Source organism: Streptomyces sp. NPDC052301, assembly GCF_044593395.1.
In the GTDB taxonomy this organism is placed as follows: Bacteria; Actinomycetota; Actinomycetes; order Streptomycetales; family Streptomycetaceae; genus Streptomyces.
In genome coordinates this window covers 642,536-658,419 of sequence record NZ_JBIUBE010000001.1, presented here as the reverse complement: position 1 = coordinate 658,419, position 15,884 = coordinate 642,536, and the positions used below count along the sequence as shown (strand labels likewise).

At 70.9% G+C, this 15,884-nt stretch carries 18 protein-coding genes; 8 read left to right on the top strand and 10 right to left on the bottom strand.

What is annotated here, in order from left to right; translation table 11 throughout:
* Window positions 1–247: 247 nt before the first annotated feature.
* The 4 genes from ACIHEJ_RS02740 to ACIHEJ_RS02725 form a co-directional block, all read right to left on the bottom strand.
* Window positions 248–1,135, bottom strand: a complete 888-nt coding sequence (locus tag ACIHEJ_RS02740; RefSeq protein WP_400131438.1) for a carbohydrate ABC transporter permease — start codon at window positions 1,133–1,135, stop codon at window positions 248–250.
* A complete protein-coding gene (locus ACIHEJ_RS02735) occupies window positions 1,132–2,112 on the bottom strand; it encodes a carbohydrate ABC transporter permease (protein WP_400131437.1) in 981 nt (326 codons plus the stop codon). The genes ACIHEJ_RS02740 and ACIHEJ_RS02735 overlap by 4 nt, the downstream gene beginning before the upstream one ends.
* An 8-nt stretch (window positions 2,113–2,120) precedes the next feature.
* Entirely contained in the window at window positions 2,121–3,434 is a 1,314-nt protein-coding gene (locus ACIHEJ_RS02730; protein WP_400131436.1) for an ABC transporter substrate-binding protein, read from the bottom strand.
* A gap of 271 nt (window positions 3,435–3,705) precedes the next feature.
* Window positions 3,706–4,089, bottom strand: coding sequence for a hypothetical protein (locus ACIHEJ_RS02725; protein WP_400131435.1), 384 nt, complete (start codon window positions 4,087–4,089; stop codon window positions 3,706–3,708).
* A gap of 217 nt (window positions 4,090–4,306) precedes the next feature.
* Here ACIHEJ_RS02725 and ACIHEJ_RS02720 point away from each other — a divergent pair, with 217 nt between their 5' ends.
* From ACIHEJ_RS02720 to ACIHEJ_RS02700, 5 genes are all read left to right on the top strand, one after another.
* On the top strand, window positions 4,307–5,326 hold the full coding sequence (locus tag ACIHEJ_RS02720; RefSeq protein ID WP_400131434.1) for a sugar ABC transporter substrate-binding protein: 1,020 nt from the start codon (window positions 4,307–4,309) through the stop codon (window positions 5,324–5,326).
* The gene (locus ACIHEJ_RS02715) at window positions 5,326–6,402 is read left to right on the top strand and encodes an ABC transporter permease (RefSeq protein ID WP_400131433.1); all 1,077 of its coding nucleotides are present in this window, start codon (window positions 5,326–5,328) and stop codon (window positions 6,400–6,402) included. The genes ACIHEJ_RS02720 and ACIHEJ_RS02715 overlap by 1 nt, the downstream gene beginning before the upstream one ends.
* Window positions 6,403–6,406: 4 nt before the next feature.
* Window positions 6,407–7,312 carry an ATP-binding cassette domain-containing protein gene (locus ACIHEJ_RS02710; protein ID WP_400131432.1) on the top strand — a complete coding sequence of 302 codons (906 nt, stop codon included), beginning with the start codon at window positions 6,407–6,409 and terminating at the stop codon, window positions 7,310–7,312.
* A 2-nt stretch (window positions 7,313–7,314) separates the two neighbouring features.
* Window positions 7,315–8,223 carry a sugar phosphate isomerase/epimerase family protein gene (locus ACIHEJ_RS02705; protein WP_400131431.1) on the top strand — a complete coding sequence of 303 codons (909 nt, stop codon included), beginning with the start codon at window positions 7,315–7,317 and terminating at the stop codon, window positions 8,221–8,223.
* A gap of 147 nt (window positions 8,224–8,370) precedes the next feature.
* Window positions 8,371–8,565 carry a hypothetical protein gene (locus ACIHEJ_RS02700; protein WP_400131430.1) on the top strand — a complete coding sequence of 65 codons (195 nt, stop codon included), beginning with the start codon at window positions 8,371–8,373 and terminating at the stop codon, window positions 8,563–8,565.
* A gap of 46 nt (window positions 8,566–8,611) precedes the next feature.
* Here the strand turns inward: ACIHEJ_RS02700 and ACIHEJ_RS02695 are convergent, their stop codons facing one another.
* Genes ACIHEJ_RS02695 through ACIHEJ_RS02685 form a run of 3 tightly spaced genes read right to left on the bottom strand, consistent with a single transcriptional unit; the run spans window position 8,612 to window position 10,776 of the window.
* A complete protein-coding gene (locus tag ACIHEJ_RS02695; protein ID WP_400131429.1) occupies window positions 8,612–9,616 on the bottom strand; it encodes a Gfo/Idh/MocA family oxidoreductase in 1,005 nt (334 codons plus the stop codon).
* 35 nt (window positions 9,617–9,651) lie between these two features.
* Window positions 9,652–10,428 (bottom strand): SDR family oxidoreductase, encoded by a 777-nt coding sequence (locus ACIHEJ_RS02690; RefSeq protein WP_400131428.1) that lies wholly within the window; start codon window positions 10,426–10,428, stop codon window positions 9,652–9,654.
* A gap of 9 nt (window positions 10,429–10,437) precedes the next feature.
* Window positions 10,438–10,776, bottom strand: coding sequence for a hypothetical protein (locus ACIHEJ_RS02685; RefSeq protein ID WP_400131427.1), 339 nt, complete (start codon window positions 10,774–10,776; stop codon window positions 10,438–10,440).
* 134 nt (window positions 10,777–10,910) lie between these two features.
* On the opposite strand from ACIHEJ_RS02685, the gene ACIHEJ_RS02680 reads away from it, so the two are divergent.
* Window positions 10,911–11,933, top strand: a complete 1,023-nt coding sequence (locus ACIHEJ_RS02680; RefSeq protein WP_400131426.1) for a LacI family DNA-binding transcriptional regulator — start codon at window positions 10,911–10,913, stop codon at window positions 11,931–11,933.
* On the opposite strand, the gene ACIHEJ_RS02675 is transcribed toward ACIHEJ_RS02680, so the two are convergent.
* Window positions 11,905–13,074: a Gfo/Idh/MocA family protein gene (locus tag ACIHEJ_RS02675; protein ID WP_400131425.1), complete on the bottom strand. Its 1,170-nt coding sequence runs from the start codon at window positions 13,072–13,074 to the stop codon at window positions 11,905–11,907. The two genes, ACIHEJ_RS02680 and ACIHEJ_RS02675, sit on opposite strands and share 29 nt — an antisense overlap.
* A 111-nt stretch (window positions 13,075–13,185) precedes the next feature.
* Here ACIHEJ_RS02675 and ACIHEJ_RS02670 point away from each other — a divergent pair, with 111 nt between their 5' ends.
* Window positions 13,186–14,193 (top strand): LacI family DNA-binding transcriptional regulator, encoded by a 1,008-nt coding sequence (locus tag ACIHEJ_RS02670; protein WP_400131424.1) that lies wholly within the window; start codon window positions 13,186–13,188, stop codon window positions 14,191–14,193.
* Here the strand turns inward: ACIHEJ_RS02670 and ACIHEJ_RS02665 are convergent.
* Entirely contained in the window at window positions 14,183–14,527 is a 345-nt protein-coding gene (locus tag ACIHEJ_RS02665) for a cupin domain-containing protein (RefSeq protein ID WP_400131423.1), read from the bottom strand. The genes ACIHEJ_RS02670 and ACIHEJ_RS02665 overlap by 11 nt on opposite strands.
* A gap of 131 nt (window positions 14,528–14,658) precedes the next feature.
* On the opposite strand from ACIHEJ_RS02665, the gene ACIHEJ_RS02660 reads away from it, so the two are divergent.
* Entirely contained in the window at window positions 14,659–15,174 is a 516-nt protein-coding gene (locus ACIHEJ_RS02660) for a hypothetical protein (protein ID WP_400131422.1), read from the top strand.
* Between the two features lie 7 nt (window positions 15,175–15,181).
* On the opposite strand, the gene ACIHEJ_RS02655 is transcribed toward ACIHEJ_RS02660, so the two are convergent.
* A complete protein-coding gene (locus ACIHEJ_RS02655) occupies window positions 15,182–15,760 on the bottom strand; it encodes a TetR/AcrR family transcriptional regulator (RefSeq protein WP_400131421.1) in 579 nt (192 codons plus the stop codon).
* Window positions 15,761–15,884: the final 124 nt, after the last annotated feature.

The following is a 15,884-nucleotide window of genomic DNA, read 5'->3' as shown; positions in this document are numbered from 1 at the left end:
CCGCCTGGTGGCCTCTGTGCGGTTCATTCCGACCTCCTGACACGACCCCGGTCGCGACCGCGGCGGTCGCGGTCCGTCCAGGGCGAGCCCGTCGTCCCCGGTGGCCGCCTCGCCTTTCGATTGTGACATCGGCGCCCCTGTCCCGGGGCCCGGAAGGTCCGGGGCCGGGGAGCGGCCCGGCCGGCCCGGGTCCGCGACGGGGGGCCGGCCCGCACGCCGCTCGCGGGCCGGCCGCCGTGGGCGCGCGTCAGCCCTTGTTGGAGCCGAGTGTCAGGCCGCTGACGAACTGGCGTTGGAGCGCGAAGTAGACGACCAGGGTCGGGATCGCCGTCAGCAGGGAACCCGCGGCGACCAGGTTGGGGTCGGTGAAGTACTGGCCGGAGAGGTTGTTCAGCGCCGAGGTGATCGGCATGTTCTCGCCCGTCGAGATCAGGACGAGGGCCCAGAAGAAGTCGTTGTAGATCCAGATGGAGAGAAGGGTGGCCAGGGCCGCCATCGCCGGCTTGCACAGGGGCAGGGTGATCTGCCAGTAGAGCCGCCACACCGAGGCGCCGTCGACCAGCGCGGCCTCCGTCAGCTCGTGCGGCAGCGAGCGCATGTAGTTGCTCAGCACGAACGCGCAGAACCCGGACTGGAACGCCACATGGATGAGGACCAGGCCGAGCGCGGAGTCGTACAGCTTGCCGCTCTGTGTGATCCCCGGCAGGTCCGTCAGCAGGTACAGCCGGTACAGCGGGGTGATGACGACCTGCTGCGGCAGCAGGTTGCCGGCCGTGAACACCAGCAGCAGGGCGAGGTTGAGGCGGAAGTCGAAGCGGCTGACGTAGAACGCCACGCAGGACGACAGGAACAGGGTCAGCAGCACGGCCGGCACCGCGATGATCAGGGTGTTGCCGAAGTAGTGCAGCATGTCCGACTGCTGGAACGCGTTCGTGAAGTTCTGGAACGTCAGCTTGTCCGGCCACGAGACGTACCCCTTGGCGCTGGTCTCGCTGTACGGCCGCAGCGCCGAGAAGACCGCCCACAGCAGCGGGGCCAGCCAGGCCAGCGCCGTACCCGCGAGGAAGACGTGCAGCAGGACCCGGGCCGGGCGGAGGGGGGCGCGCCGCCGCAGCGGGAGAGTGGTGCCGCTCATGCGCGCCGCTCCTTCCGGAAGGTGGCGATCAGATACGGGATGATCACCGCGAGGGAGATCACCAGCAGGACGACGGCGATGGCGGAGCCGTAACCGATGCGGCTGGACTCGCCGATGATGTTGTTGGTGACCAGGATCGACAGCAACTCCGTTCCCTGGGCGCCCTTGTTGAAGACGAAGACCAGGTCGAAGGCGCGCAGCGCCTCGATGATGGTGACGACCAGGACGACCGTGTTGGTCGGGCGCAGGGTCGGGAAGATGACGTGCTTGAAGGTCTGCCACTCGCCGGCGCCGTCCAGCGCGGACGCCTCCCGCAGCGAGGGGTCGACGCTCTTCAGGCCGGCCAGGTACAGGATCATCATGTAGCCGGTGTGCCGCCAGGACGCGGCGATGAGGACCGCCCACAGGTTGAGGTGCGGGTCGCCGATCCAGTCGATGTAGTGGCCGGGCTTGTTGGCCCCGATGATGCTGTTGATCAGGCCGGTGTCCGGGTTGTAGACCAGCTGCCAGACGAAGCCGATGCACGCCATCGAGATGACGACCGGCAGGAAGAAGGCGGTCTGGTAGACGCGGCTGAAGCGGATCCTCTTGTCCAGCTGCACGGCCAGGAACAGGCCGAACGGGGTCGGGATCAGGATCAGTACGACGAACCAGACGACGTTGTGCTGGACGGCCGGCCAGAACTGCGGGTTGTCGGCGAAGAGTTGACGGAAGTTGTCCAGGCCCACCCACTTGATCGAGTCGAACCCGATGCCGTCCCAGGTGGTGAAGGCGAGGAAGATGGAGGCGATGGCGGTGACCCACACCAGGAGCACGTGCAGGATCGTCGGTACACCCGCCATGAGGGCGAGCGTGAACCGGTCACGGCGGGTCAGCAGGCGCCGGTGGCCCCGCGTGCCCCGCTTCTTCCCGGGCGCGGCGCCCGGAGGCGGCACGGCAGCCGCCTCCGGGGGCTTCGTCGTCGTGTCCGTCGTCATGGGACCGCTCACGCCGTCGCGAAGATCTGCTTCTTCTGGCGCTCGATGGACGACAGCAGACCGTCCACGCCCTTGGGGTTCTGGAGGAACTTCTGCAGGCCCGGTTGCATCACGGTGGAGGTGAAGTCCGGCCGGGAGTCGCGGTCCATGAACTGGGTGAGGTTCTTGGCACTGCCGATCATCTCGAACGCCTTCTTCTGCAGCGCCGAGTACGACGCGGTGCTCGCCTTGCTGGAGGCGGCCACCACGCTCGGGTCGCCCTTGAGATACAGCTCCTCGGCCGCCGGGGTGCCGAGGTACTCCAGCAGCTTCAGGACGCCGGCGTGGTTCTTCGGGGCCTTGCTCACCATGTAGCCGTCGGTCGGCGCCTCGACCGTCTCCTGGCCGTAGGCGGAGTTGATCTCGGGGAAGGCGAAGAAGTCGAGGTCGTCCAGGTCGGCCTTGTCGGTGAACTGCTGCGCCACGAAGGAGCCGAGGAGGTACATGCCGGCCTTCTTGGCGACCAGCGTCTGGGCGGCGTCCTGCCAGGTACGGCCCATGAAGCCGTCCTGGTGGTAGGGGAGCAGCTCGCTCCAGTGGTCGAAGACGGCCTTCACCTTGGTGTCGGTCCAGGACGCCTTGCCCGCCATCAGCTGCACGTGGAAGTCGTAGCCGTTGAGCCGGAAGTTGATCTGGTCGAAGGTGCCCATCGCAGGCCAGGCGTCCTTGTCGCCGAAGGCGATCGGGACCAGGCCGTCCTTCTTCATCTGCTTGCACAGGGCGACGAGTTCGTCCCAGGTGGCGGGGACCTCGTAACCGTGCTGCCGGAACACGCTCCTGCGATAGAACACGGCCCACGGATACGTCGTCAGCGGCACGAAGTAGTACTTGCCGTCCTCGCCCTTGCTGAGCTTCTTCATCGCGTCCGGGAAGTTGTCCCCGATCTTCGCCCACACGTCGTCGATCGGCGTGGCCAGCTTCTTCGCCGCGAAGAACTGCATGCGGTAGCCGGCGAACCAGTTGAACACGTCGTCCGGCGTGCCCTGCAGATACGAGTTGATCTGCTCCTGGAAGGTGTTGTGGTCCTTGGTGTTCACGTCGACCGTGATGCCGGACTGCTTCTTGAAGGCCGCGTAGACGCCCTCGAAGGCCTTCTTCGGCACCGCGTCCGAGGCGTTGGAGCCGACGGTGACGGTCTTCGGGTCGGCCGAGGAACCGCTGCCGCCGCAGGCGGACAGCAGGGGTATGCCGGCACCGGCGACAAGGGCTGCACCGCCCGCTCCGCGCAACAGCGAGCGACGGCTGGGACCCGGCAGGGCGAGACCGGAGGGGGAGAGGCGCATGGCGGCTCCTGAGGAATACAGGGTTCGGTCAAGGGGGTGAGTCGATCACCGAAAGGTCCTCGAAACCGCTCAGAAATCAACTCGACCGAACATCGTGGGCGTAATAACAGCCCCATGTCCGCGCATGCGTCAATAGCTCCGGTCGTACTGGGAGGTCTCTTGCCCGAAACGTAATCGTCACCGTTACCTGCGACTTCGGTGAGGCGCGGGGGCGGGCGGCCGGCCCGGCGCGGGCGACCGGGCGGGCTGTGTGAACACGGGTGATTCCGTTTCAGCCCCTGACCAGCAGCTGGAAGTCGAAGGCGTACCGGAACGCCCGGTGGACATGGCTGCCGTACTCCACCGGCCGGCCCGTGTCGTCGTAGGCGGTGCGCCGCGTGGAGGGCAGGGCCGCCCTTTTCCGCGGGGTGGCGCCGGCGGACCGCATCATCCGGTACGGACCCGTCGACTCCAGCCGCCCGGTGGTGAGTTCGAGCAGGGCGGAGGGCGCGTGGTCGCCGAGCCGCGCGAACAGGCCGCTCTCGTTGCCCGGAAGGTTGCCAGGGGCGAGCGGCCCTTGTTCGATGGCTGTCTCCAACTGCCGGGCGAGTGGGTGGTGGAGTGGTACCGGCTCGTGCGGTCCGGGGTGAAGGTGAGGGGGTGAGCGCGTGATCACCTGGTGCCGTCCGCCGCGGGGTGCGGTGTACTGGGCTCATGCCTCTCAGTGCAGGTCCGGGACGGCGAAGGTGTCCATGATTTGTACTTACATCCGGACCACCTCGTGAAATGATGTCTTAACAAAGTATTGACAGTGGGCCCGTCAGGGACTTGTATCCCGTCCCAACGCAACAGCGTCCCTTCCCCCGTCGCACGCACAGTGAGGTGCAGGAAAGATGGACCGCTCTACTCCCTCCCGCTCCCGGAGGCCGGCCCCCCTCGTGGCGGTGGCCGCCGCGGCAGCCCTGACCCTCGCCGGCTGCGCAAGCGCCCACGGCGGCAAGAAGGCCGAGGAGGCGGCGCAGAACGCGTCGGCGGGCCGGGCGAACACCCCGCGCATGACCGTGGCGCTGGTCACGCACCAGGCGCCCGGCGACACCTTCTGGGACACCGTCCGAAAGGGGGCCGAGGCCGCGGCGGCCAAGGACAACATCAAGCTCGTCTACTCCGCCGATCCCAACGCGGGCACCCAGGCCAACCTGGTGCAGAACGCGATCGACCAGAAGGTCGACGGCATAGCGGTCACCCTGGCCAAGCCCGACGCCATGAAGAGCGTCATCGGCAAGGCGGAGCAGGCGGGCATACCGGTGGTGGGCCTGAACTCGGGCCTGAGCGACTGGAAGAGGCTGGGCCTGCTGGAGTTCTTCGGGCAGGACGAGAGCGTGGCGGGCGAGGCCTTCGGCAAGAAGCTGAACACCACCGGTGCCAAGAAGATCGCCTGTGTGATCCAGGAACAGGGCAACGTGGGCCTCACCCAGCGCTGCGACGGCGTGAAGAAGACGTTCAAGGGCACCACTGAGACGCTGTACGTGAACGGCACCGACATGCCGTCCGTGCGCTCGACCATCACGGCCAAGCTGAAGCAGGACAACTCCATCGACACCGTCGTCACCCTCGGCGCACCCTTCGCCCTCACCGCGGTGCAGTCCGTCGGCGACGCCGGCAGCAAGGCCGAGGTGGCCACCTTCGACCTGAACAAGGATCTGGTGAAGGCCGTCAAGAACGGCTCGATCGAGTTCGCGGTCGACCAGCAGCCCTACCTCCAGGGGTACCTGGCGGTGGACTCCCTGTGGCTCTACAAGTACAACGGCAACTTCAGCGGAGGCGGTGAGCAGCCGGTGCTGACCGGTCCGGCCTTCGTCGACAAGTCCAACGTCGACAAGGTCGCCGCGTTCGCCGCGAAGGGGACCCGGTGATGAGCATGGCCCAGCAGGCCGATCCGACCGTCGGCAGGCCGCCGGCGCCCGGCCCCGGGCAGAGAGACGGCCGCACCGCCCGGCGCCCGCTGGTGCTGCGGCTGCTGGCCCGCCCGGAGGTGGGCGTCTTCCTCGGCGCCCTCGCCGTACTGATCTTCTTCCTGATCGCTGCGCCCTCGGTCCGCCAGGGCAGCTCGATGGCCACGGTCCTCTACCAGTCCTCGACCATCGGCATCATGGCCCTTCCCGTGGCGCTGCTGATGATCGGCGGCGAGTTCGACCTGTCGGCGGGCGTCGCGGTGATCACCTCGGCGCTGACCGCGAGCATGCTCAGCTACCAGCTGACGCTGAACGTGTGGACCGGCGTCATCGTCGCGCTGGCCGTCTCCCTCGCGATCGGGTTCCTCAACGGCTGGATGGTGGTCAGGACGGGCCTGCCCAGCTTCCTGATCACGCTGGGCACCTTCCTGATCCTGCAGGGCGTGAACCTGGCCGTGACCAAGTGGGTCACCGGCAATGTCGCCACCGACGACATCAGCGACATGGACGGCTTCGACCAGGCGAAGAAGATCTTCGCCTCCTCCTTCGACGTCGGCGGCGTCCAGGTGCAGATCACCGTCGTGTGGTGGCTGGTCTTCGCCGCCCTGGCCACCTGGGTGCTGCTGCGCACCAGGTACGGCAACTGGATCTTCGCCGTCGGCGGCGACAAGGAGAGCGCGCGGGCCGTCGGTGTCCCGGTGCGGTTCACCAAGATCTCGCTGTTCATGCTGGTCGGCTTCGGCGCCTGGTTCATCGGCATGCACAACCTGTTCTCCTTCAACACGGTGCAGTCCGGCGAGGGCGTCGGCCAGGAGCTGATCTACATCGCCGCGGCCGTCATCGGCGGCTGTCTGCTCACCGGCGGCTACGGCTCCGCGATCGGCCCGGTCTTCGGCGCCTTCATGTTCGGCATGGTGAACCAGGGCATCGTCTACGCCGGCTGGAACCCCGACTGGTTCAAGGCCTTCCTCGGCGTGATGCTCCTCGGCGCCGTCCTGATCAATCTGTGGGTCCAGCGCACGGCGACCCGGAGGTAGAGCGATGACCGACCACAAGACCCACGGAGCCGTCCTCGCCGACACGCCGCCCGCCGGTGACGGCCCGCTGGTGGAGCTGCGCGGCGCGGGCAAGTCGTACGGCAACGTCCGCGCCCTGCACGGCGTCGACCTCGCGGTCCACGCGGGCCAGGTGACCTGCGTGCTCGGCGACAACGGCGCCGGCAAGTCCACCCTCATCAAGATCGTCTCGGGGCTGCACCGGCCCACCGAGGGCGAGTTCCTCGTCGACGGCACCCCGGTGCGCTTCTCCACCCCGCGCGAGGCCCTCGACCGGGGCATCGCCACGGTCTACCAGGACCTGGCCACCGTCCCGCTGATGCCGGTGTGGCGGAACTTCTTCCTCGGCTCGGAGATGACCAAGGGCCCCTGGCCGGTCCGCCGCCTGGACATCGCGCGGATGAAGGCCACCGCCGATCAGGAACTGCGCAACATGGGCATCGTCCTGGACGACCTGGAGCAGCCCATCGGCACCCTCTCCGGCGGCCAGCGCCAGTGCGTGGCCATCGCCCGCGCCGTCCACTTCGGCGCCCGGGTCCTCATCCTGGACGAGCCGACCGCCGCGCTCGGCGTCAAGCAGTCCGGCGTGGTGCTGAAGTACATCGCCGCCGCCCGCGACCGCGGCCTCGGCGTCATCTTCATCACCCACAATCCGCACCACGCCTACATGGTCGGCGACCACTTCAGCGTGCTGCGCCTGGGCACCCTGGAACTGTCCGCCTCCCGCAGCGAGGTCAGCCTGGAGGAGCTGACCAACCACATGGCAGGCGGCGCCGAACTGGCCGCGCTCAAGCACGAGCTGGCCCAGGTGCGCGGCGTCGACGTGGAGGAACTGCCCGAGGAGAGCGACCTCACCGCACCCGTGGCGACGTCCCCGGAAGGAAACAGCTGATCATGGCCCACCCCACCCCGCTGGACCGTATCCGGGTCGGTTCGGCCCCCGACTCCTGGGGCGTCTGGTTCCCCGACGACCCCCGGCAGGTGCCCTGGGAACGCTTCCTCGACGAGGTCGCCGAGGCCGGCTACGACTGGATCGAACTCGGCCCCTACGGCTACCTTCCCACCGACCCGGCGCGGCTGCGGGACGAGGTGGCCCGGCGTGACCTGAAGGTCTCGGCGGGCACGGTCTTCACCGCCATGCACCGCGGGCCGGCCGCCTGGGAGGAGACCTGGGCCCACGTCGGCCAGGTCGCCGAGCTGACCCGGGCGATGGGCGCGCGGCACCTGGTCGTCATCCCCTCCTTCTGGCGGGACGACAAGACCGCCGAGATCCTGGAGCCGCCGGAGCTGACCGGCGAGCAGTGGGCGCACCTGACCAAGGGCATGGAGCGGCTGGGGCACGAGGTGAAGGAGAGCTACGGCCTGGACATCGTCGTCCACCCGCACGCCGACACCCACCTCGACACCGAGGAGCACGTCGAACGCTTCCTGGACTCGACCGACTCCGAGCTGGTCAACCTCTGCCTCGACACCGGGCACTACGCCTACTGCGGCGGCGACAGCGTCAAGCTGATCGAGACCTACGGCGAGCGCATCGGCTACCTCCATCTCAAGCAGGTCGACCCGGACATCCTCGCCGAGGTGGTCGCGGGCGGGGTGCCGTTCGGGCCGGCGGTGCAGCGGGGCGTGATGTGCGAACCGCCGTCCGGGGTGCCCGAGCTGGGGCCCGTCCTCGAGGCGGCGCAGAAACTCGGCGTGGAGCTGTTCGCGATCGTCGAGCAGGACATGTACCCCTGCGAGCCGGACAGCCCCCTGCCGATCGCCGCACGCACCCGCCGCTTCCTGCGCTCCTGCGGGGCCTGAGCGAGGTCCCCGGTGCCGGTCCCCCGCCGCGGGGGACCGGTTCCTGCGTAACCACAACGGATTCGGACACGGTGTGGTCGGGAACCAACCGTTGCACGCGGGCGTTGTCCATGATGACGGGGGACCCCGCACAGACGGGAGGACGAGATGACGCAGCGCACCGAGCCCCGGGAGAGCACGCAGGACACCGCCGAGGCGGCTGTCGCCCGACGCAGCCGCTTCGGCACGCTGCCCGAGCGGATACGCCCGCAGGACATGGTGGAGACCAGGCCGGCGACCACGCCGGACCCGGCCCGGGACACGTACAACCCGGACGAGTGGCTGATCCGTTACTGCGGTTGAGACACCACAAGGCGCCGGGTCCCTGCCCGGCGCCTTGTCCGTCGGCTCACGCCTGCCGTACCTCCGCGAGCGTCACCGGCCGGTGCTCGTGCAGGGACAGGGTGCAGGCCTCGGCGATCCAGCCGGCCTCCAGGGCGTCCTCGATCGTGCACGGCGAGGGCCGGGTGCCGGCCACGACCTCGGTGAACGCGGTCAGTTCGGCGCGGTAGGCATCGGCGAAGCGGTCCATGAAGAAGTCGTGCGGGGTGCCGGCCGGGAAGGTCGTGCCCGGTTCGACCGAGCGCAGCGGAAGCTTGTCGTCCAGGCCGACCGCGATCGAGTCCGTGAAGCCGTGCAGCTCCATGCGTACGTCGTAACCGCGGGCGTTGTAGCGGGAGTTGGACACCACCGCGACGGTGCCGTCGTCCAGGGTGAGGATCGCGCCGGCGGTGTCGGCGTCGCCCGCCTCCCTGATGTGGTCCGCGCCCCGGTTGCCGCCGACCGCGTACACCTCCGTGACCTCACGGCCCGTCACCCAGCGGATGATGTCGAAGTCGTGCACGGAACAGTCCCGGAAGATCCCTCCGGACGCGGCGACGTACGCGGCCGGCGGCGGCGCCGGGTCCAGGGTGGTGCAGCGGACCGTGTGCAACGCCCCCAGCTCACCGGCCCGGACGGCGGCCCGCGCGGCGGTGAAGCCCGCGTCGAAGCGGCGGTTGTAGCCGATCTGGATCGGCACGTCCCGGCCCTGTACGGCCTTGAGCACCCGGGCGCCCTCCGCCATCGTGCGGGCGACGGGCTTCTCGCAGAAGACCGGGACCCCGGCCTCGACCCCGGCCAGGATCAGCGCGGGATGGGCGTCCGTGGCCGCCGCGACGACCAGGCCGTCCACCCCGGCGGCCAGCAGCGCCTGAGGCGAGTCCGCGACCTCGGCCCCGAACCGCTCCGCGGCGGCCTTGGCGGCGTCCGCGAACGGGTCGGCGACGACGAGCGACTCGACGGCGTCCAGTCCGGAGAGGGTCTCGGCGTGGAAGGCGCCGATGCGGCCGAGGCCGAGGATTCCGATGCGCATGGTGCTCCTAGAGTGCAGAAGGGCTGCGGGGAGGGTCAGTCGAGTCCGCCGAGTACGTTCTGGTCCCAGTCGATCACCGAGCCGGTGACCACGCCCGAGCGGTCGGACAGCAGGAAGACCACGAAGTCCGCGATCTCGTCCGGCCGGCCGAGTCTGCCCATCGGCAGCCGGGCCGCGGCCTGCTCCCGCCAGTCGTCGCCGGCGCCGTGGAAGGCGCGCTGCGTGGCGTCCTCGCCCTCCGTCGCCGTCCAGCCGATGTTCAGGCCGTTGATCCGGATCCGGTCCCAGCGGTGGGCGTGCGCGGCGTTGCGGGTGAGCCCGACGAGCCCGGCCTTGGCGGCGACGTACGGCGCGAGGAACGGCTGTCCGCCGTGCGCCGACGAGGTGATGACGTTGACGATCGTGCCGGGCGCCTTGCGGGCCACCATGTCCGCGACCGCCGCCTGCATCGCGAAGAACGGCCCCTTGAGGTTGACCGCGATGTGCGCGTCGAACAGCTCCGGCGTGGTGTCCAGCAGAGTGCCCCGCGAGGTCAGGCCGGCCGAGTTCACCAGGCAGTCGATCCGGCCGTACGCGTCCACCACGGCGGCCACCGACGCCTTCGCCTGCTCGGCGTCGGCCAGGTCGGCGCCGAGGTACCGTGCCTCGCCGCCGGCCGCGGTCAGCTCCGCCACGAGCGCCTCGCCCGGCTCGGGCCGCCGCCCGCTCACCGCCACGACGGCGCCCTCCCGCACGGCGGCCCGCGCGACCGCGGCCCCCACGCCCCGGGTGCCGCCGCCCACGAGCACGACCTTGTCGTCCAGCAGTCCCATGACAGCCCCTCAGCTCTCCCGGCGTTCCGCGCCGGCCCGCAGTTCCGCCCGGAGCCGTCCGGGCGTCCACCCCTCGTCCAGCGCGTTCTCCAGCCAGGCCCCGGGCGCGCCCTCGGCCCTGCGCCGCAGCAGCACCGGGAACGCCCGTACCAGTTCGGCCCGCACCGCGTGCTGGTCGGCGGCCGTCCGCAGCCGCTCACCGTCGTACCCGAGCACGCCCTCGGTCACCGAGTCGGCGTGCGGGTGGCCGGCGAGGTCGGTGGGCCGCGTGACCAGGGCGCGGAACGTGTCGAGGTCGCAGTCCTGCTCGGACAGCCAGGCGCGGCCTGGCGCGGAGGCGACGGACATCGGTGCCCTTCCTTCGGTCACGGGAGCCACGCACGGTGCGGTCACCGGAGCGACGCCGCCCTGTCATTCTTGTCAGTACAAAACCCTCGGACAACCAGCAGGCAGCCATCAAAAACCCCTCAAGGAGCCGCTCCATGGGCCACCCGTTCCCGATCCGGGAGATCGCACGTCAGGCGGGTCTCAGCGAGGCCACCGTGGACCGGGTGCTGAACGGCAGGGGAGGGGTGCGGGAGAGCACCGCCCAGGAGGTGCAACGGGCCATCGCCGACCTCGACCGGCAGCGCACCCAGGTCCGGCTGGTCGGCCGCACCTTCATGGTCGACATCGTGGTGCAGGCGCCCGAGCGGTTCACCACCGCCGTACGCGCCGCCCTGGAGGCCGAACTCCCCGGCCTGCACCCGGCGGTGGTGCGCTCCCGCTTCCACTTCCGCGAGACCGGTCCGGCGGCGCAGCAGGTCAGGACGCTGGACCGGATCGCCCGGCGCGGCTCGCAGGGTGTGATCCTCAAGGCGCCGGACGTCCCCGAGGTCATCGCGGCCGTCGGCCGGCTCACCGCCGCCGGGATCCCGGTCGTCACCCTCGTCACCGACCTGCCCGCCAGCGGCCGGCTCGGCTACGTCGGCAGCGACAACCGGGCGGCCGGCGCGACCGCCGCCTACCTGACGGGCCAGTGGCTCGGCGACCGGCCCGGCAACGTCCTCACCAGCCTCAGCAGCGGCTTCTTCCGCAACGAGGAGGAGCGTGAGATGGGGTTCAGGAGCGTGATGCGCGCCCGGCACCCCGAGCGCACCCTGGTGGAGATCGCCGAGGGCCAGGGCCTGGACGCCACCCAGTACGACCTCGTGCGCGCCGCCCTGGAACGCGACCCGGAGATCCGGGCCGTCTACTCCATCGGGGGCGGCAACAACGCCACCCTGCAGGCCTTCGCCGACCTCGGCCGGGAATGCGCGGTGTTCGTCGCGCACGACCTCGACCACGACAACACCCGCCTGCTGCGCGAACACCGGCTGTCCGCCGTGCTCCACCACGACCTGCGGCACGATCTGCGCGAGGCCTGTCACGCGGTGATGCGCTTCCACGGCGCGCTGCCGCCCGCCGGCCCGCTGCTGCCGTCGGCGGTCCAGGTGGTCACCCCCTACAACATGCCTCCAGGGTGACCCAGGTGCCGCGCTCGGCGGACTTCGTCATCGCGTCCAGCACCGCCGCGCTGCGCACCGCGTCCGCGAGCGTGGTGCCGTACGGAATGCCCTCGGCGACGGAGCGGACGAACCGGCAGGCCTCGATGACCTTCAGGTCGTCGTAGCCCATGGCGTTGGCCGCGCCCGGCTGGAACGCGGCGAACTCACCGGCGCCCGGGCCGACGTACACCGTGCTCACCGGCTGGTCCTGGTACGTCGTCCCGCGGCTCACGCCGAGCTCGTTCATCCGGCGGAAGTCCCAGAACACCGCGCCCCTGGTGCCGTGCACCTCGAAGCCGTAGTTGTTCTGCTCGCCGACCGAGACCCGGCAGGCCTCCAGGACGCCGCGCGCGCCGGAGGCGAAGCGCAGCAGACAGCTGACGTAGTCCTCGTTCTCCACCGGACCGGGCGCGCCGCCGGATGCCAGGGCGTGCCCGGCGGTGGCGCCGGCCGGGCGGGCCCGCTCGGGGACGAAGATCGCGGTGTCGGCGGTGAGGGAGGCGATGTCGCCGAGCAGGAAGCGGGCCAGGTCGGCGCCGTGCGAGGCCAGGTCGCCGAGCACCCCGCTGCCGCCGCGCGCGCGTTCGTACCGCCAGGTCAGCGCGGAGTCCGGGTGGGCTGCGTAGTCGCTGAAAAGGCGGATGCGGACGTGCGTGACCGTGCCGATCTCCCCGGCGGCGATCAGGTCGCGGGCGGCCTCCACCGCGGGCGCGTTGCGGTAGTTGAAGCCGACCGTGCCCTGCACCCCGGCCGCGGCGACCGCGTCCGCGACCGCGCGGGCGTCGGCCGCGGTGAGCCCCACCGGCTTCTCGATCCACAGGTGCTTGCCGGCCTCGGCCATCACCACACCGATCTCCCGGTGCAGGAAGTTCGGCGCGGTCACACTGACCGCCCGCACGCGCGGGTCGGCGGCCACCTCGCGCCAGTCGCGGGTCGCGGAGGCGAATCCGAACCGCTCGGCGGCCTCCTCGGCCCGGCCCGGCACCTCCTCGGCGACCGTGACCAGCCGGGGCCGCAGCGGGAGGTCCGGATAGTGGTGCGGGAGACGGGCGTACGCCTGGGTGTGCACCCGGCCCATCCAGCCGAACCCGACGACGGCCACTCCCAGTTCGTCCACCATGACAGCCCCTTTTTGGACCGGTCCAAACTCTGTCCGGGCCACCTTTGTGCGGACATGGCCAGCCTGTCAACCCTTTGACAGCGCGGCACGCCGCATGGAACGGTCCATCCCATGAGACCGCCGACGATCCGCGACGTGGCCGAACGGGCCGGGGTGTCGAAGTCACTGGTCTCGCTGGTGCTGCGCGACTCCGGACAGGTGCGGCCCGAGAAGCGGGACGCTGTGCTGCGGGCCGTGCGGGAGCTGGGCTACCGGCCGAACGCGGCCGCCCGCAGCCTCAGCGAGCAGCGCACCCGCACGGTCGGCGTGCTCCTGGACGACCTGCGCAACCCCTGGTTCGTCGAACTGCTGGACGGCCTGAACTCGCTGCTGCACGCCGCGGGACTGCACATGCTCCTCGCCGACGCCCGCCTGAACCGGCGACTGGGCCACGACCTGGCCGAGCCCTTCGTGGACCTCGGCGTCGACGGGCTGGTGGTGGTCGGCACGGTTCCGGACGCGGGCGCGCTCGGAGCCCTCGCGCGGCGGATGCCGGTGGTCGTCGCGGGCGCGCACGAGCACCGGGCGCCGGGCGTCGACGTCGTCGCCGGGGACGACGAGCGGGGCGCCCGGCTCGCCACCGAGCACCTGCTCGGCCTCGGCCACCGCCGCATCGCGCACCTCGCGGGCCACGGCGCCGTCGGAGCGCTGCGCCGACGCGGCTTCGAGGCCGCCATGCGGGCCCAGGGCGCCGAACCGCTCGTCGAGCCCGGTGATCTGACCGAGGAGGGCGGCTACCGGGGGACCGTACGGCTGCTCGGCCGCGGCGACCGGCCGACGGCGCTCTTCTGCGTCAACGACATGGCCGCGATCGGCGCGCTCTCGGCGGCCGCGGGACTGGGGCTGCGGGTGCCGCGCGACCTGTCGGTGGCCGGCTACGACAACACCGGCATCTCCCGGCTGCGCCACCTCTGGCTGACCACCGTCGACACCGCCCCGCACGAGATGGGCCGGCGGGCCGCGCGCTGTCTGCTGGACCGCTTCGAACGGCCGGACGGCGAGGGGCTGGTGCACCTCGCCGTGCCGGCGCTCGAGGTGCGGGGCACGACGGGACCGCCGTCCGACGGCCTCACAGGTTGATCGCGTACGCCTTGCGCAGCGTCTCGTGCACGGTCCAGGTCGTGCGGTCGCCCGCGCGGAGCACCGCCATGTCGCCCGGCCCCACCGTCAGTACGGGCCCGTCCTCGACCTCGATCGTCGCCGACCCGCTGATCACCACGAACAGCTCGTCCGCCTCCGTGTCCGTGACCACGCCCGGCGTGATCTGCCAGATCCCACGGAGTTGCCGGCCGTCCGGCGACTCCCAGACCACCTTCCCGGTCACCTGCGGGTTCCCGGAGACGATCTGCTCCGGGGCGAGGGGCTCGGGTTCGAGGTCGGCGTCGGGGATGTGGAGCGCGAAGCTGTGCGTCATGGAAGCGACCCTAGCCAGCCTCCGCACCGGCCGGCTGCCGACAGTGTGTGGGGCATCGGGCCTGGTGGGAGGACACTTCGTCGGCCCGGACGAAGTGGCGGCGGCGCCGGGCCCGGGTGATCGTGGGGAGCATGGCTGACTCCACGGCGGCCGGCCGGCCACCGCCCCGGCACCACGACACCCGCGAGGCCGTCCTGTTCGGCGGGGTGTACGGCGCCGTCCTCGCCAGCTCGATGGTCGCGGCGCTCACCCAGTACGGACACACGTCCAAGGAGGTCCGGGGCTACGACGCCGCCTGGGTGCTGGTCACCACGGTCGCCTCCGCGCTCGCCCACGGCTACGCCCACTACATCGCCGAACGCACCCCGCACGGCCGCCGGGCCGCCGTGATCGCCCTGCGCAACGAGTGGCCCCTGGTCGCGGCCGTGCTGCCCACGGTCCTCCTGCTCGCGGGCGCGCGGTGGGGATGGTGGCCGGCGAAGGGCGTCGAACTGGCGGCCTTCGCCCTCAACACCGCGATCCTGTTCGTGCTGGGCCTCGTCACCGCGCGCCGGACGGCCCGCAGCCGGCCGGGGTGCGTCCTCGTCGGCCTGGGTGACGCGCTGCTCGGGGTGTTCGTGGTGGTGGCGAACGCGCTCATCAAGTAGGGCGGGGTCAGCGGCCGGTGCGCACCCCGTCCAGCGCGATGTTCAGGACCCGCTCGCGCTGGGCGTCGTCCTCGAACGCCGTCGCCGTGATCCCGGCGACCATCCGCAGCAGATCGGCGAAGTCCATGTCCGTGCGTGCCACGCCCGCCCGCTGCGCCCGCTCCAGCAGCGGGCCGCCGGCCGCGTACATCGAGTCGCGGCAGGCCTGGAAGATGTCCGACTCGTCGTTCAGGGCCTCGCGCACCGCGCGTTTGGTGACCATGTACCCGGCGAACCGGTCCAGCCAGGCCGTCAGCGCCTCCCACGGCTCCCGGCCGGCGACGTCGACGGCTGCCCCGCACAGGGCGTTGACCTCGTCGGCGTAGACGCTCTCGAAGAGGTCGCGGCGGGTGGGGAAGTTGCGGTACAGGGTGCCGATGCCGACGCCCGCCCGGCGGGCGACGTCCTCCAGGGAGGCGTCGGCGCCGTGCTCGGCGAACGCCTCGCGGGCGGCGGCGAGCAGGGCGTCGTAGTTGCGGGCGGCGTCCTTGCGGTGGGGTCGGCGGGCCGCCGCGATCGCGCTGACGGGGAACGGTGTGGCCGTCACTGCTGCCTCCCGGAAGGGCTCGACGAACCGGAGGAATCCCTCCGATCACTTGAACCGGAGGCACCCCTCCGTTACAGTGGAGGGGTACCTCCACTTTAGCAGTGCGGGGGCTGCTCCGCCCTGG

Bases quoted from the DNA above. Each gene is read 5' to 3' on its own strand.
- ACIHEJ_RS02740 (WP_400131438.1), bottom strand. From the start codon at position 1,135: ATGAGCGGCACCACTCTCCCGCTGCGGCGGCGCGCCCCCCTCCGCCCG.
- ACIHEJ_RS02735 (WP_400131437.1), bottom strand. From the start codon at position 2,112: ATGACGACGGACACGACGACGAAGCCCCCGGAGGCGGCTGCCGTGCCG.
- ACIHEJ_RS02730 (WP_400131436.1), bottom strand. From the start codon at position 3,434: ATGCGCCTCTCCCCCTCCGGTCTCGCCCTGCCGGGTCCCAGCCGTCGC.
- ACIHEJ_RS02720 (WP_400131434.1), top strand. From the start codon at position 4,307: ATGGACCGCTCTACTCCCTCCCGCTCCCGGAGGCCGGCCCCCCTCGTG.
- ACIHEJ_RS02715 (WP_400131433.1), top strand. From the start codon at position 5,326: ATGAGCATGGCCCAGCAGGCCGATCCGACCGTCGGCAGGCCGCCGGCG.
- ACIHEJ_RS02710 (WP_400131432.1), top strand. From the start codon at position 6,407: ATGACCGACCACAAGACCCACGGAGCCGTCCTCGCCGACACGCCGCCC.
- ACIHEJ_RS02705 (WP_400131431.1), top strand. From the start codon at position 7,315: ATGGCCCACCCCACCCCGCTGGACCGTATCCGGGTCGGTTCGGCCCCC.
- ACIHEJ_RS02700 (WP_400131430.1), top strand. From the start codon at position 8,371: ATGACGCAGCGCACCGAGCCCCGGGAGAGCACGCAGGACACCGCCGAG.
- ACIHEJ_RS02695 (WP_400131429.1), bottom strand. From the start codon at position 9,616: ATGCGCATCGGAATCCTCGGCCTCGGCCGCATCGGCGCCTTCCACGCC.
- ACIHEJ_RS02690 (WP_400131428.1), bottom strand. From the start codon at position 10,428: ATGGGACTGCTGGACGACAAGGTCGTGCTCGTGGGCGGCGGCACCCGG.
- ACIHEJ_RS02685 (WP_400131427.1), bottom strand. From the start codon at position 10,776: ATGTCCGTCGCCTCCGCGCCAGGCCGCGCCTGGCTGTCCGAGCAGGAC.
- ACIHEJ_RS02680 (WP_400131426.1), top strand. From the start codon at position 10,911: ATGGGCCACCCGTTCCCGATCCGGGAGATCGCACGTCAGGCGGGTCTC.
- ACIHEJ_RS02675 (WP_400131425.1), bottom strand. From the start codon at position 13,074: ATGGTGGACGAACTGGGAGTGGCCGTCGTCGGGTTCGGCTGGATGGGC.
- ACIHEJ_RS02670 (WP_400131424.1), top strand. From the start codon at position 13,186: ATGAGACCGCCGACGATCCGCGACGTGGCCGAACGGGCCGGGGTGTCG.
- ACIHEJ_RS02665 (WP_400131423.1), bottom strand. From the start codon at position 14,527: ATGACGCACAGCTTCGCGCTCCACATCCCCGACGCCGACCTCGAACCC.
- ACIHEJ_RS02660 (WP_400131422.1), top strand. From the start codon at position 14,659: ATGGCTGACTCCACGGCGGCCGGCCGGCCACCGCCCCGGCACCACGAC.